Origin of the sequence: Alteromonas sp. KUL42, from assembly GCF_006538325.1 — a bacterium.
Taxonomy (GTDB): domain Bacteria; phylum Pseudomonadota; class Gammaproteobacteria; order Enterobacterales; family Alteromonadaceae; genus Alteromonas.
Genome location: NZ_BJKK01000006.1, coordinates 52,290 through 67,677 on the forward strand (window position 1 = coordinate 52,290; position 15,388 = coordinate 67,677).

10 protein-coding genes and 1 pseudogene are annotated in these 15,388 nt (G+C 44.0%); 8 read left to right on the forward strand and 3 right to left on the reverse strand.

Annotated elements, in window-relative coordinates:
• The first annotated feature begins 6 nt into the window (after window positions 1-6).
• A complete protein-coding gene (locus EYR97_RS10420) occupies window positions 7-3,156 on the forward strand; it encodes an efflux RND transporter permease subunit (protein ID WP_131093760.1) in 3,150 nt (1,049 codons plus the stop codon).
• A 96-nt stretch (window positions 3,157-3,252) separates the two neighbouring features.
• Here the strand turns inward: EYR97_RS10420 and EYR97_RS10425 are convergent, their stop codons facing one another.
• Entirely contained in the window at window positions 3,253-3,837 is a 585-nt protein-coding gene (locus EYR97_RS10425; RefSeq protein WP_131093761.1) for a hypothetical protein, read from the reverse strand.
• Between the two features lie 96 nt (window positions 3,838-3,933).
• The gene (locus EYR97_RS10430) at window positions 3,934-4,818 is read right to left on the reverse strand and encodes an ArgP/LysG family DNA-binding transcriptional regulator (RefSeq protein WP_131093762.1); all 885 of its coding nucleotides are present in this window, start codon (window positions 4,816-4,818) and stop codon (window positions 3,934-3,936) included.
• Between the two features lie 172 nt (window positions 4,819-4,990).
• On the opposite strand from EYR97_RS10430, the gene EYR97_RS10435 reads away from it, so the two are divergent.
• On the forward strand, window positions 4,991-5,593 hold the full coding sequence (locus tag EYR97_RS10435; RefSeq protein WP_131093763.1) for a LysE/ArgO family amino acid transporter: 603 nt from the start codon (window positions 4,991-4,993) through the stop codon (window positions 5,591-5,593).
• A gap of 116 nt (window positions 5,594-5,709) precedes the next feature.
• Here the strand turns inward: EYR97_RS10435 and EYR97_RS10440 are convergent, their stop codons facing one another.
• Window positions 5,710-6,420 (reverse strand): DUF1499 domain-containing protein, encoded by a 711-nt coding sequence (locus tag EYR97_RS10440; protein ID WP_131093764.1) that lies wholly within the window; start codon window positions 6,418-6,420, stop codon window positions 5,710-5,712.
• A gap of 126 nt (window positions 6,421-6,546) precedes the next feature.
• On the opposite strand from EYR97_RS10440, the gene EYR97_RS10445 reads away from it, so the two are divergent.
• The 6 genes and pseudogenes from EYR97_RS10445 (at window position 6,547) to EYR97_RS10470 (ending at window position 15,382) form a co-directional block, all read left to right on the forward strand.
• Window positions 6,547-7,221 (forward strand): DNA-J related domain-containing protein, encoded by a 675-nt coding sequence (locus EYR97_RS10445; protein ID WP_131093765.1) that lies wholly within the window; start codon window positions 6,547-6,549, stop codon window positions 7,219-7,221.
• Between the two features lie 326 nt (window positions 7,222-7,547).
• On the forward strand, window positions 7,548-8,690 hold the full coding sequence (locus EYR97_RS10450; protein ID WP_131093766.1) for an efflux RND transporter periplasmic adaptor subunit: 1,143 nt from the start codon (window positions 7,548-7,550) through the stop codon (window positions 8,688-8,690).
• Between the two features lie 21 nt (window positions 8,691-8,711).
• Window positions 8,712-11,813, forward strand: a complete 3,102-nt coding sequence (locus EYR97_RS10455; protein ID WP_131093767.1) for an efflux RND transporter permease subunit — start codon at window positions 8,712-8,714, stop codon at window positions 11,811-11,813.
• A 58-nt stretch (window positions 11,814-11,871) separates the two neighbouring features.
• Window positions 11,872-12,369, forward strand: a complete 498-nt coding sequence (locus EYR97_RS10460; RefSeq protein ID WP_131093768.1) for a YqiA/YcfP family alpha/beta fold hydrolase — start codon at window positions 11,872-11,874, stop codon at window positions 12,367-12,369.
• Between the two features lie 208 nt (window positions 12,370-12,577).
• Window positions 12,578-14,420: pseudogene (locus EYR97_RS10465) on the forward strand (GNAT family N-acetyltransferase).
• A complete protein-coding gene (locus tag EYR97_RS10470) occupies window positions 14,417-15,382 on the forward strand; it encodes a histone deacetylase family protein (RefSeq protein ID WP_131093769.1) in 966 nt (321 codons plus the stop codon). Before EYR97_RS10465 ends, EYR97_RS10470 begins: the two are co-directional and overlap by 4 nt.
• Window positions 15,383-15,388: the final 6 nt, after the last annotated feature.

Below are 15,388 nucleotides of genomic sequence, written 5' to 3' on the forward strand. Positions count from 1 at the left end.
CCCGTCATGTTTAATCGAATTGTAGATTGGTCTATTAACAACAGGTTGCTTGTAGTACTTGCATTAATTGTATTGATAGCAAGTGCGGTTTTGGCACTACCAAAATTGAATTTAGATGCGTTCCCAGAGGTAACTAACGTACAAGTTGCTGTTAATACCGAAGCATTGGGCTTAGCTGCTGAAGAAGTAGAGCAACTTATTACTTATCCCATAGAAGCGGTAATGTATGCGTTACCAGATGTTGAACAAGTGCGTTCTATCTCTAAAACAGGATTGTCTGTAGTTTCGGTAATATTTAAAGAAGGAACCGATATTTATTTTGCGAGGCAATTAGTTTTTGAACGCCTACAGGCGGCGAAAGAGCTTATCCCGGCTGGCGTTGGAACGCCCGAGATGGGCCCTAATACTTCAGGATTAGGGCAAGTATTTCAATATCTTTTGATATCTGATGATACAAGCAAGTATGACTCAATGGCGCTTAGAAGTTTCAATGATTGGATCATTAAACTACTAATCATGCCTGTGGATGGCGTGACGGATGTATTGTCATTCGGTGGAAATGTTCGTCAATATCAGGTTAATGTCGATTCATCCAAGCTAATGTCATACCAGTTAACTCAAGAAGATGTAGTTTCAGCGCTAAAAAATAACAATGTTAACGTTGGTGGCTGGTACATGAATCGCGGCCAAGAGCAACTTGTTATTCGAGGGACTGGTTGGTTTGATAGCGGTGAGAAAGGCATTGAAAATATTCAACAAGTGCCTGTGAAAATATTTAATGGCACTGTTGTTACCGTCTCTGATGTAGCTGAGGTACAGCTTGGCGCAGAGATCAGACAAGGTGCCGTGACCATGACACGTAAAGCGGACAATGGGAGAGTAGAAAAGTTAGGTGAGGTAGTATCAGGAATAGTACTGAAGCGCATGGGGTCCAATACCAAAGCAACGATAGACGGTATTACTGCAAGAACTAAACTTATTAATCAGGCACTGCCAGAAGGTGTCAGATTTGAGCCTTTTTATGATCAAGCTGATTTAATTGAAAGAGCAGTGGCTACGGTTGTTGAAGCGCTTATCTTAGCGTTTATTTTTATTAGCATTGTACTTGCGCTTTTTCTGATGAATTTAACAGCAACATTTTTAGTACTGATATCTATTCCCATTTCTATTGGTATCGCATTAATGGTGATGGCTTGGTTAGGCATTTCAGCCAATTTAATGTCGCTTGGTGGTATCGCTGTTTCTATTGGAATGTTAGTGGATGGTTCAGTTGTTATGGTTGAAAACATGTTTAAACACCTAAACAGACAACCAGAAGACAACAGTGATGGATCAGATTACGCAACGAAGACGAAACTTAAAAAGGCAGGTAAAGAAGTTGTTCGACCGATTTTTTTTGCAGCATCAATTATTCTCGTAGTTTTTTCACCACTATTTAGCTTTGAAGGAGTAGAAGCAAAGCTATTTCAGCCAATGGCTATTAGCATTATGCTAGCTGTGGTATCCGCTATCGTCGTTGCACTATTTGTTGTTCCAGCGCTTGCTACTTTTATGTTTCAAAAAGGGGTTAAAAACAGAAAAAGCCTGATATTGAAACCTATCGATATTTTGTATCGAAAGCTTTTAAATGTCGCTTTAGAACAAACCAAGCTAGTTGTGTTTGTATCAGTGGCATTTATGATTTCTGCATTGACCATTCTTCCACAAATTGGTACTGAATTTGTTCCCGAATTAGAAGAAGGGACTGTCAACCTCCGGGTCACTTTAGCGCCATCAGCAAGTTTGGAAACAGCACTTTCGGTCGCCCCTGTGTTGGAGGAAAAACTAATGGCTTTTCCAGAAGTAACTTATGCGCTAAGTCGTATTGGTCGGGCAGAAATTGGCGGTGACCCAGAGCCTGTTAACAATATAGAGATTTACATTGGCCTTAAACCGGTATCCCAATGGAAAAGCGCATCTAGTCGACATGAGTTGCAAGATAAAATGAAGCGTTCATTGGAAGAGTTTCCGGGTTTACTGCTAAATTTCTCGCAACCCATTGCAACCCGTGTTGATGAATTGCTGTCAGGTGTGAAAGCGCAACTTGCCATTAAACTATTTGGCGCTGACTTGCAGGTTCTAGCAAACAAAGGACGAGAAATAGAAACCGCCATTAAGTCAGTTGATGGCGCTAAGGACGTAGCTTTAGAACAAATTTCAGGCGAAGCACAACTTGTAATAGTACCGAACAGACTCGAGCTCTCTAGATATGGTTTGTCTGTTAGTGATGTCATGGAAGTAGTTCAAAATGGAATAGGTGGTATTACTGCTGGACAAATTATTCAAGGTAACGAGCGTTATGATATTTATGTGCGACTTGATGAAGCGTTCAGGTCAAACAGTGACGCAATTGCTGATATCCGACTGCAATCTCCTACTGGCGCTTGGGTTCGAATCGGCGATGTTGCTTCTGTGTCCTATGAATCAGGTCCACCACAAGTTAGGCGTGACGATGTACAACGACGAGTGGTTATTCAAGCTAACGTCCAAGGCCGTGACATGGGGAGTGTGGTTGAAGATATTCAAGAAGCAATAGCAGCCAATGTCCGATTGCCCGTAGGTTATTCAGTATCGATAGGCGGTCAATTTGAAAATCAGCAGAGAGCACAATATCGACTTTCTATTGTCGTGCCGTTATCGTTAGCATTGATAGCTTTACTTCTTTATTTTGCGTTTGGCTCAGTAGGACAGGCGATGCTTATCTTACTCAATGTCCCATTAGCAGTTATCGGCGGTGTATTTTCACTCTACCTTTCAGGTCAGTATATATCAGTTCCAAGTTCTGTCGGTTTTATCACTTTATTTGGGGTGGCTGTGCTCAATGGTGTTGTCATGGTGGAAAGTATAAACCAACGCATCAAAGATGGGCTTGCAACTGCTGATGCAATATTTGATGGCGCTACATCAAGGTTACGTCCCGTTCTAATGACTGCTATCACGTCAGCGTTAGGGTTAATACCTATGTTGATGTCAAATGGACTCGGTTCTGAAATTCAAAGGCCACTTGCTAGTGTAATTGTAGGTGGCTTAATTACGGCTACGTTGTTGACGCTTTTTGTTGTGCCATGCCTGTATAAGCCTTTTTCTAAAGGTAAAATTAAAGAGTACACGCAGTAGGAGCATAACCTAGCTGTAGTTTTTTCTGAGTATCAGAGCGTTAACTCTGGTACTCAGATTTATTTGTCTAACGTTTCTTCCCGCTGGTGGGGTTAATCAAAACTGGTATCGGGCGAACAAGCCGAAGACCTGTGAGTCTGAGAATTTCGTGTATTCAGCACCAACTGAAATTGCATCCCAGTGGTATTGGGCACCAAGGTTATATGCTTTTTGGTCGCTGCCTTCATCCCAAAACTGCCATTCAAGCCCTGCAAATAGCTCCCAATTTGCATTTAAACTATGGCGTACATTAGCTTCCGCCATGTAGTAATTTGTGCCAGTCGACACTGATTCCTCACCATTACTCAGGCCTAGTTCAATGTCGCCGTAGCCTACTTGATAGTCAAATACCGTTTTTGACGAAAACCTGTGAATATAACCAACGGCCACTTCCCATTTATCGGCATCAAAATCGAGCCCATTCTTGTCGTCGCTGGTATCAAAGTAAGTCGCTTCACCGAAAAAACCGTATCCCAGTTCTTTACTCGCCTTTAATTCAAAGCCACGGGCGTCGAAAGGCGGAATGTCGGCGAAGTCGGTTTGTACTATGCCCGCTTGTACATAGTCATAAGAAAGCGGAGAGTTTTGTGCTGTTGCCACTGCACTAATTAGCAGTGAAGAGATAACGAGTAACTTTTTCATCTTCATATCCTTATTGTGTTGAGAACGACGCAAAGGTTAATCGTTTGAAAGTGAATGCAAGGTGAACGGAGCACGCTTTAGTATAAATTACTGATGTTACTTGAGTTGTTGTTTTGCTATGCCTTTAACTGCACGGGTTAAGTCAGCCAAGGCCGCAGATTCTAACGTTGTCCAATGCCAAAATAGCGGCACGTCTAACTCTTTCGTTGGGAAAAGCGGTACAAGTAGGCCATCTGCTACTTCCTGCTTTACTTGCAGAGTAGGTAGTAGGGCCCATACCACACCATCAAGAGCCATTTTGACAAAGCCATGTGATGAAGGATACCAGTGGCAGGTTGAGAATGTAGGGGGCATTTGTAAACACTCGCGTTGGTAGTCAGTAAGCAAGCTTACGTCATGTTCGTCGTATAATAACCCTGGCGTTAGCATAACCTGCTCTGGCGTAATACCGTTTTTAAGATACCGTGTAATGAATTGCGGTGATGCATAAAGTTGGTACCTCATGGTACCTAAGCGCGTTGATTGCCCACCGGTCACAGGGGTGCCGGTTTGGCTAATGCAGGCCATTACTCTTCCTTGCTGCAATATGTCGCGCGTTTGTGTTTGATCAGCGTTGACTATGTGAACTGGGTTGGGGCGTTTATCGCTAAACGTGGCCATCACTTGTGAGAACCAGGTAGCCAGTACGTCATTATTCACCGCCACACTTAACGGTGCTGCATGGGAGGCTAAGCCACTTTTAATATTAAGGGTTTCCTCTAATACGCTGACTTTTTGTATATGGGCGAGAAGTTCTCTCCCCAAAGGAGTAGGTCTAAGTGGTTTGGTGCGGATAAGAATTGGGCCGCCAACACTTTGCTCTAAACGCTTTATCTTTTGTGACACGGCTGATTGTGTCAGATTGATTGCTTGTGCGCCTTTCTCAAAACCACCATACCGCAATACTTCGTGAAAACAGTGTAATGCATCGTAATCTAACATCGCTCGAGTACTCGAAATACGTCTTGTTATTAATTTTATTTATTAAATAAAAAAATCATTAATTTAATTTAGCTTGATGAGCTGTATAAAATCAAGCCAAAGTTTAGGTCTATAAAGAATATAGAGTTAAACCTCGACGACGCATTTCACATATTTTAAAGAGGCATTGGTCATGTTGGCGGCAGCAACAAGCGGTTTTGTAATGGGTGGTACACTGATTATTGCAGTAGGTGCGCAAAACAGCTTTCTTATTGAGCAATCTATGAAGCGACAATGGACTGCATTGTTCGTTATTTTGTTTATTTTGAGCGATACCATTTCCATAAGCTTAGGGGCTATGGGTTTTGGACTATTGCTACAAGAATTTCCAATGTTAATTACAATAACAAAGTGGGCTGGTGTAGCATTTTTACTTTGGATAGCGTTTAACAAAATAAAATCTTCAATGGCAAATGATGCATTGGTTTTAGAGATGGCTAAAAAGCAGTTGTCGTTAAAAAAAGCAATGCTAATTGCGTTGGCTGTTACATGGTTAAACCCGCACTTTTATTTAGATACATTGCTTTTAATGGGAAACTTGGCAAGCCAGTGGCAAGAAAATAAATGGTGGTTTGTGGGTGGCGCTATTGCTGCGTCATGCGTCTGGTTTATCGGTCTAAGCACACTAACGGCAAAGTTTTCACACCATATGCAACGACCTAATTTCTGGCGCTGGTTTAACCGCATAAATGCGGTAGTTTTGGGTATGGTTAGTATTCAGTTGGCAAGCTTATAGCGTAAAGTAAACCACTCAAAAGTGCCCGCGATTTGCATAGCTTTCATAGTATAAATAGTGCAAAGAGCGGGCACTTCTTTTCTTAATGAACCGACTTAAGCGGCGACGCTAGTTGATTAGTTGCTTAGCTGCTTGCGTAGCTCATCAAAAAATGCGTTGATGCGCTGTGCATTTTTTCCTAAATCACTTTTACCCACACGAGACTTACTTCTTACATCCACTAAAGTATTGTTATTCTTGGGGGTTAAGCGAATAACCACATCGTCTTTAAAACCAAACCACAATGTTGTGTCTGTGGCTTCTAGGGTATTCGGCAAGGCGCCTTGCGCACGTTCCCAACCTAAAGCCACAATGGTGTTTTCCGCTGCTGATAATACAGCTTCAAGGTTTTGTGGTAATAACTGTGTTTTGATTTCGGGGTATGCCTCAAGTTGTTGCTTGGTTACTTCGCCACCTTCATAGGTAATGGGGTTAGGTGCACCCTCTCGAAGTGGTGCTACCGCAACAAAGGCCGGAGGATTGGTAACATCCGTGGTAATGTCGTGAATAGGAGGAACTGTACTTGCTTTGCTCATCATGCTTACTGGCATTGCCACTGCTACAAGGGCTAAAGCAGCGTATACAAGTGTGCTACTCCATTGGATGTTCTTTCTGTTCAGTAGTACGTTCAAAACAATAAGAATAAACGCCGCACCACCAACGTAAACACCAAATCGCAATGAAGTAAATGCCGTGCCTAAGCTAACGCCGGCAAATTGATACAAAGGGCCGGGCAATAGAACCATTAAAAAACCTACAATACTCGCTAAGGCAATAAGTACTTTCACGGGAACTCCACGTTTGTTGATTTAATATAAGTTGTTATATTAACAGTGAAGGTGGCATTTTGGTTTAATTGTTGGGCTAAAAACTCTTTTTAGGTATTGTTCAACAGAGAGGGCTAAGGACAAATATTGGAAACTACATCATTGGCGTCAAAAAAATACGAGCTCAAAGCTGAGCTATTGATAGATGTACTTTCAACATTTAAAACTGAGTTTAAAGCAGGGATTAGTGAGTTTTCTCTTATTACTCGTTTAAAGCAGTCGCCACAAAGTCTATTTGATGAACAGTCGCTGCGTGACCCATTGCTACTTTTTAAAACTCACTTTGTGTTATTTCATGCGCTCTATCGATTGCGCGAAAAATGGCAAGCAGACAATACGGGCTATCTCGATATTCACGCACTAAATATTCAGCTTCAAGAGCCTACAGGGCCTTGTACTTCAAGCCTAGGCTCAAAACCTACAGGTGCCCGCGATGTTGGAGAGCATGATGCTTTAGCGGCTTACTACCTTGACTGGCGTAACTTTGAAGAAACCCAGCGGGGCGAAGTCGATGCGCTGCTTGATGAATTTTGGCACAAAATGCAACAAGGCGGCGCTCAGACATTTTCACAGGTTGAAGTGGATAATGCCCATGCCACACTTAATATGACAAAAAGTGATGACATTTCATTAAGCGTGCTTAAAAAGCGCTATAAGAAAACCTTACAGCGCGCCCACCCTGACAAAGGTGGAAGCCAAGAAGAGGCGCAAGCTGTTATTAACGCCTATCATCTTTTGCTGGGCTATTATTCGTTTTCATAGAACAAAATGGCCCATATTTCATCGTTTTATCTGTGCGGACTGGTATAAAGAGGCAGTTGACCGATAACTTCAGTAACTTCGACTACCTTTACTTTCAAAATAGCGATTTAATGCGCACAATATAGTCTATAAGAGCGTAGCCTCGTTTTAAAACGAACACCTAACTATGCCATATCACTTCCTGTTATTCATATCGCCACGGCTTACGTTCAAACAAAGAGCACATCGGCGCAAAGGAAGCACAAACTTAATTTTAATATCACATGTTGGGTGTGCGGGTTACTAACCGCGTCTATACACATTAGTTATTGGGAAACGGAAAATTTATGAGTCGCATTTTTTATGTTACTGCAGCAATGATAACGCTGTTAAGCGTAGTCGGATGTTCTAACGAGGCTGAGCAAACTCAAGGGCAATCACAAGGTATGCCAATGCCTTCAGTGTCAGTTGTGACATTGAAAAAGCAACCTGTAGTACATGAAATGGTGTTACCTGGCCGCGTAAGTCCATCGCGTCAATCTCAGGTTCGCCCGCAGGTCGATGGTGTTATTACCGAGCGTTTGTTTGAGGAAGGCGCGCGAGTTGAGAAAGGTCAGCAACTCTATCAAATTGATGAGGCACGCTATCTTGCACAACTTAACAGTGCAAAAGCTGATTTGAAAAGTGCAGAAGCGAATTTAAAAACCCTTGAAGCCAAAGCCCGTCGATATGATGACTTAGTGGCAAAAAATGCTGTTAGCAAGCAAGAGTACGATGACGTTATTGCGCAAAAAGAGCAAGCCGAAGCGGCAATAAGCGTGGCAAAAGCAGCGGTGGATGTGGCCAAAGTGAATATGGGTTACACCAAAGTGTATGCGCCTATTGGCGGACGTATTAGTCGTTCATATGTCACAGAAGGTACGCTGGTTACAACAAACCAAGCGCAACAACTCGCCACCATTACACAATTAGACCCTGTGTATATTGATATGCAAGAGTCAGGAGCTTCAATTCTTACCTTGCGTCAGTCGATGAGTAAACAAGGTGCAATGGACGTTGAGCTTACCGTAGACGAAGTAACGGGTGAGCGCTATTCACAAACTGGCAGCGTTAAGTTTTCTGAAGTTACCGTTGATGAGAGCACGGGATCAGTGACGTTACGAGCGGAAATGCCTAACCCCAATGGTGTGCTTTTGCCAGGGCTTTTTGTAAAAGGGCATGTTATCACCGGTAGAGAAAACGCTTTGTTGGTGCCTCAGCGCGCAACAACGCGACAGCCAGATGGCTCGTTATCTGTTTACGTAGTGAATGGAAATAACGAAGTGGAAGGTCGAACGTTAGAAATAGGCAAAATTTATCGCGATAGCTATGTGGTACACGGTGGCGTGAATGAAGGTGAAAAAGTCATTATTACCGGTTATCAAAAAGTGAAACCTGGGGCGAAAGTAAACGCATCAGCATGGCAACCCTCTTCACGTGGCTCTCGCTAAGCAAGCAAGGAATTAAGTATTATGGCTCGCTTTTTTATCGACAGACCCGTCTTTGCATGGGTGCTGGCAATTATTACTATGATGGCTGGTGTACTGGCCATCTCCACACTACCTATAGAACAATACCCTAAAGTAGCACCGCCTTCAGTGAGCATTAGTGCGGCTTATCCTGGTGCGTCGGCGGAAACGGTTGAGAATTCGGTGACGCAGGTTATAGAGCAAAACTTGTCGGGTATTGACAACTTGCGCTATTTTTCGGCCAGTAGTTCAAACGGCAATATGTCAATAAACTTGACCTTCGAGCCGGGAACCGACCCTGACATCGCACAAGTTCAAACGCAAAACAAGGTGCAAGGCGCGTTGCCGCTATTGCCCAATCCTGTGCAGCAACAAGGTGTTACGGTAACTAAATCAAATAGCTCATTTGCGTTGGTCATCGGCTTTTACTCAGAAGACGATACCATGACTCAATACGATTTGAGTGACTTGCTTATCTCTCAATTTCGTGACCCCATTTCTCGGGTTAACGGTGTGGGAAATGTACGCGTTTTTGGCGCACAGCGCTCTATGCGTATTTGGTTAGACCCAGACAAACTATATAGCTACAACTTGACACCTAACGATGTTCAAGCTGCGGTTCAAGTGCAAAACACCGATGTATCAGCCGGTCAATTAGGTGGCATGCCTGCTATTGAAAATCAGCAAATAAACGCGACCATTCAAGCGCAAAGCCGCCTGCAAACTACCGAAGACTTCGAAAGCATTGTACTGCGTGTTAACACCGATGGTTCTCAGGTGCGCGTGCGTGATGTAGCGCGAGTTGAACTGGGTGCTGAAAGCTACGACGTTATTGTTCGTTATGACAGAAACCCAGCATCAGGTATGGCGGTGAGTTTAGCCTCTGGTGCAAATGCGCTCGATACCATTGAAGCAGTAAAAGCCCGTGTTGAGGAACTGCGCGCAAACTTACCGGATAGCGTGAAAGTGGTGTATCCACTAGACAGTTCGCCGTTCATCGAATTGTCAATTGAGTCAGTTGTACACACTCTCATTGAAGCGGTAGTGCTGGTGTTCTTAGTGATGCTGCTGTTTTTACAAAATTGGCGTGCAACGCTTATTCCTACTATTGCTGTTCCCGTCGTTCTGCTAGGTACATTTGCGGTATTGTTGGCATTTGGATTTAGCATCAATGTACTGACAATGTTTGCCATGGTTTTGGCAATTGGTCTGCTGGTCGATGATGCCATTGTGGTAGTGGAAAACGTTGAGCGGATCATGGAAGAAGAAGGTTTGTCGCCAGCAGAAGCAACCAAAAAATCAATGACCCAAATAACCGGTGCGCTGGTGGGTATTGCTGCTGTATTGTCTACCGTATTTATACCAATGGCCTTTTTCAGCGGCTCTGCAGGCGCTATTTATCGTCAGTTTTCTATCACTATTGTTTCTGCCATGGCCTTTTCAGTATTGGTTGCCATTGTGTTGTCGCCGTCTCTGTGCGCTACGCTGTTAAAGAAACACCCAGAAGATCACGACAAGAACAAAGGCTTCTTTGGTTGGTTTAATCGCACCTTCAATAAGGGCCGTGACAGCTATCAACGTACAACCACACACATGGCACAACGGGTTAAGCGTTATTTTGTCGTGTACGGTTTGCTTGTTGGTGGAATGGCATTTATTTTCAGTCAGTTGCCGGGGTCATTTCTGCCAAACGAAGACCAAGGCCGCTTGATGGTACTGGTTAGTACGCCACCCGGCGCAACTGCGGGGCGTACGTTGGAATCTGTGAAAGATGTTGAAGACTATTTCTTGAATAATGAGCAGGGCGCGGTAAATGGGCTATTTACTGTTGTTGGTTTCAGTTTCGCAGGTCAAGCTCAAAACGCAGGTATGGGCTTTTTGAACCTAAACGATTGGAGTGTGCGAGATGAAAGTAACTCAGCCTTTGCTCTTGTAGGTCGTGCTTTTGGCGCCTTCACCCAAATACAAGATGCTTCTGCTTTCCCTATTGTTCCGCCACCTATTATGGAGTTGGGTAACGCCACCGGTTTTGATATGCAATTGGTCGATCGCGGTGGAAACGGACATGAAGCCTTGATGAATGCGCGTAATCAATTACTGGGGATGGCAGCACAGAACCCTAAGTTGGCTGGCGTTCGTCCAAATGGTTTAAGTGATGTACCGCAATTTAAAATCAATATCGATAGTGAAAAAGCTTCTGCACTGGGATTGAATTTAAGTGAAATTAATAGTGCACTTCAAATTGCCTGGGGCTCGAGCTATGTGAATGACTTTATCGACAGAGGCCGTATTAAGCGTGTTTATATGCAAGCTGATGCGAAACACCGTATGACACCTGAAGACGTGGATAAATGGTTTGTGCGCAATAGCGACGGCGAGATGGTAGCGTTTAGTACGTTTGCCACCACAGAGTGGGTGTATGGCTCTCCCAAACTAGAACGTTTTAACGGTGTGTCGTCAGTCAATATTCAAGGTAGCCCAGCAGAAGGGATTTCTTCAGGCGAGGCGATGGCTGAAATGCAGAAATTAGTTGCACAATTACCACCTGGCTTTGCTATTGAGTGGTCTGGCCTATCATTTGAAGAACAACAAGCCGGTGCACAAGCGCCTATGTTGTATGCTATTTCAATATTGGTGGTCTTCTTGTGTTTGGCAGCGCTTTATGAAAGCTGGTCGGTACCATTTGCGGTAATGCTTGTAGTACCTCTGGGTATTTTGGGGTCAGTGACAGCAGCATATTTGTTTAATTTGCCCAACGATGTTTACCTGCAAGTGGCATTCTTAACAACGGTTGGTCTTGCTGCCAAGAACGCTATTCTTATTGTCGAGTTTGCTAAAGAGCAGTACGAGAATGGTGAAGATATTATGGTGGCAGTATCGAATGCGGCATCGCAGCGTTTCCGTCCTATTCTTATGACATCGATGGCCTTCATACTGGGTGTTACTCCGCTGGCACTGGCAAGTGGCGCAGGGGCTGCAAGTCAAAATGCCATTGGTATTGCTGTGATGGGTGGCATGTTTGCAGCAACTTTCTTAGCTATTTTCTTTGTGCCTATGTTCTATGTATTAGTAGAAAAAATGTTCCACAAAGAAGACAAACAATAAGTGGTTGCGCTACATTGAATATAAAGCAGCTGATTTTATTAAATAGGAATGTTGGGTAATGACCACTGTTGTATTTTCTCATGGAAAAGAGAGTGGCCCTTGGGGCAGCAAAATAACCACACTTTCTAATGTGGCGAAAGATATGGGGTTTGCGGTAGAAAGTATAGACTATCGCGACCTTGACTGCCCCGAAGACCGGCTAGAACGATTAAAGGAAACCATTACACAAAAGAGCAATGACGTTATTTTGGTGGGTTCCAGTATGGGAGGCTATGTGTCTCTTGCTGCTGCCAGCGAAGTGTCTGCTCGCGGTGTTTTTTTAATGGCTCCGGCGCTCTATATGCCAAAATATAAAGTGCAAAATTACCCTTATGATGGATATGTTAGTGTTGTTCACGGTTGGAATGACGACGTTATTCCTATTGAAAACAGCATGAAGTACGCACAACAGCAAAAAGCGCAACTCTTGTTGTTAAATGATGGTCATCGCTTAGCAAATAGCAAATCTGTCATCTCGCCGTTTTTTCGGAATTGGCTGGAAAAATTTCAGTTCTAAGTTTTACATTGTTCATTCTCATTAAAAGGCCCGCTTAATATTGCGGGCTTTTTTATGTAAAGGTGAAAGCGAGCCAAGTCAGGCAACGCATGCACTTGATTTGGGTCAACCTACGACCAAACGACTATATTTTTCAGCGCATTGTACTGCAGGAATAATGTCGAGTTGTGGCATGATAGACCTCTCGCGATAGTAAAGGCAGAAGGATATGGCTATTAAATTACCCCAAGCGCCTAATTGGCCTGCATTAATTAAATCGGGTTGCCGTGTTTTTGTTGGTGGCAATGCTTCCGTTCCTCACGCACTCGTACAGCATCTTATCGACAACAGTGAAGGCTTTAGTGACATTGAGCTCGTACATATGTTGGCGTTAGGTGATACTCGATGGGTGAAAGACGAGTACCGCAACCTGTTTAAAGCCAATACGTTTTTTTATTGGCGGCGAAGCCATGCGCAAAGCAGTGGATGAAGGTCGTGCTGACTATACGCCTGTCTTTTTATCGGAAATCTCCAGTTTATTTAGCGATGGCACGCTTTCCTTAGATGCTGCATTAGTGAATGTTAGCCCGCCAGATGAATTTGGCTATTGTTCATTAGGCGCTGCTGTTGATATTGCTATGTCCGCTATTCGTCAAAGCAAAAAAGTCATTGCACAAATTAACCCGCAAGTACCGCGCACAGCAGGGCACTCTTACATACATATTAGTGAGATTACCGCTTGTATTGAGGCGGATGAGCCGTTGGTGGAAGTACCACCACCACCTATTGACTCAGTAGCAGAGCGGATTGGTCAGTATGTGTCTATGCTGGTTGACGACGGCGCCACTTTGCAATTTGGTATTGGTAAAATACCTAGCGCAACACTCAAGTACTTGTGTCATCACAAAGATTTGGGGATCCACAGTGAAATGCTCACCGACAGTATTATTGAGCTATTAGAGTCTGGTGCAGTAACCAATAAAAAGAAAACCTTCCACCCAGGTAAAGTAGTTACTAGTTTTGCTATTGGAACCCGTAAGCTATATGACTTGATTGATTGCAATCCGCACATTGAGTTTTACCCAAGTAGCTACGTAAACAAACCCACTAATATTGCAAAAAATGACAATATGGTGGCCATTAACAGTGCTTTGGAAGTGGATTTGACCGGCCAAGTTGTGGCCGACTCATTAGGCTATGATTTTTACAGTGGTATTGGTGGTCAGGTCGATTTTGTTACTGGCGCATCTATTAGCAAAGGCGGGAAGGCAATTATCGCGCTTCCGTCTACCGCTAAAGGCGAAACGGTCTCGCGGATCACCCCGAGGATCAGCGAAGGTGCAGGTGTGGTAACCTCACGAGGCAACGTGCAATATGTAGTCACTGAATACGGTATTGCTTCGCTTAAAGGCAAGAGTATTCGCGAGCGAGCGCTTGAACTTATTAGGGTTGCGCACCCCAAGTTTCGCGCCGCCTTGTTAGAAGATGTACGCCAGCATTACTGGGTGCCGCACTATCAGGAAAAATATCCCACCGATATTCCGGAGCTTGGTGCGATACAGCTTAAAAAGTTGACTATCCAAGGGGAAACTTATTACATGCGGCCGTTAAACCCTGCTGATGAACGTCGACTTCAAGAGTTCTTTTACTCTCATACCAAAGAGACATTGCGGTTGCGTTATAACTACGACCCCAAGCAAATGTCACGAGAGAAATCATGTAACTTGGTGTCGGTGGACCAAAGTAGCGATGCTGCCTTATGTATTGTAAGGCAAGAGGGGTCGCGTATCACCATTCACGCCGTTGGGCGTTTTTACTACAACTCTTCAGACAATTCGTGTGAGGCGGCATTTGTTACGCGTGAAAACCAGCAAGGAAAGGGAATGGCAAGCCGCTTACTCAACGAACTTGTGAATATCGCAAAAGAACGTCGTATTGGAAAAATGATGGCGTATGTACGTGGTGATAACAAACCCATGATAGCAATATTTGAACAGATGCAGTTTAAACGTAAATTTACCGGTGATCCGAGCGACGTCGAGCTGGTCTTAGATGTGGCGTCACTGACATGACAGTAAGAATTTTTCGCGGTAAACACGGTACAAAACACGACCTTGGAAAGGACCATCCTGAGTCACCAGACAGGCTTTTCGCAATTGATGACCAGCTATTATCATCGGGTATAGACATGATTTGCGAACATGCTGATGCCACGCCAATAGCTGAGGCTTACCTTCAGCTCGCTCACGACCCCTATTATATAAAGAGCGTTTTTGAACGAGCAGCACAAGCGAACTTTAGTGAAGAAGAGAAAACCCTCTATTCAGGTAATGCGCAAACCATAGCGTGGTTAGATGAGGACACTGGACTAATGCGTCACAGCCTTACCGCTGCGCTTGAATCTGCGGGAGCAGGGTGTAATGCAGTAGACTGGGTAATGGAGAGTAATGACAGGCAGGCCTTTTGTGCCACCCGGCCACCAGGGCATCACGCGACTTATGACAGTGCTATGGGTTTTTGTATATTCAACAATATCGTTTTAGCTGCCCGTTACGCACTGCAAACTTATGATTTAAAGCGTGTGGCTATTATCGATTTTGATGTACATCACGGTAACGGTACTGAGCAAATAGTAGCCGGTGATCAACGCATTATGTTGTGTAGTAGCTTCCAACATCCATTTTACCCTCACTGTGGTTCACCCGTATCAGCCAGTAATATTCTTGCTGTACCACTTGATGCCGGTGCCAATGGGACAGAATTTAGAGAAAAAGTACAGCACTGGTTTGCCGCACTCAAAAACTTCCAGCCTGAACTGATTTTGATATCTGCAGGCTTTGATGCGCACGCTGAAGATCCTATGGCACACTTACGGTTAGTTGAAGATGACTATTTCTGGATAAGTCAGCAATTACGACGTATTGCCGATGAATGCTGCGATGGCCGAATTGTTAGTATGCTAGAAGGCGGCTATGAACTAAGCGCATTGGGCAGAAGCGTGGTGGCACATATTAAAGGTATGAGCCAGCCATAAGTGCTA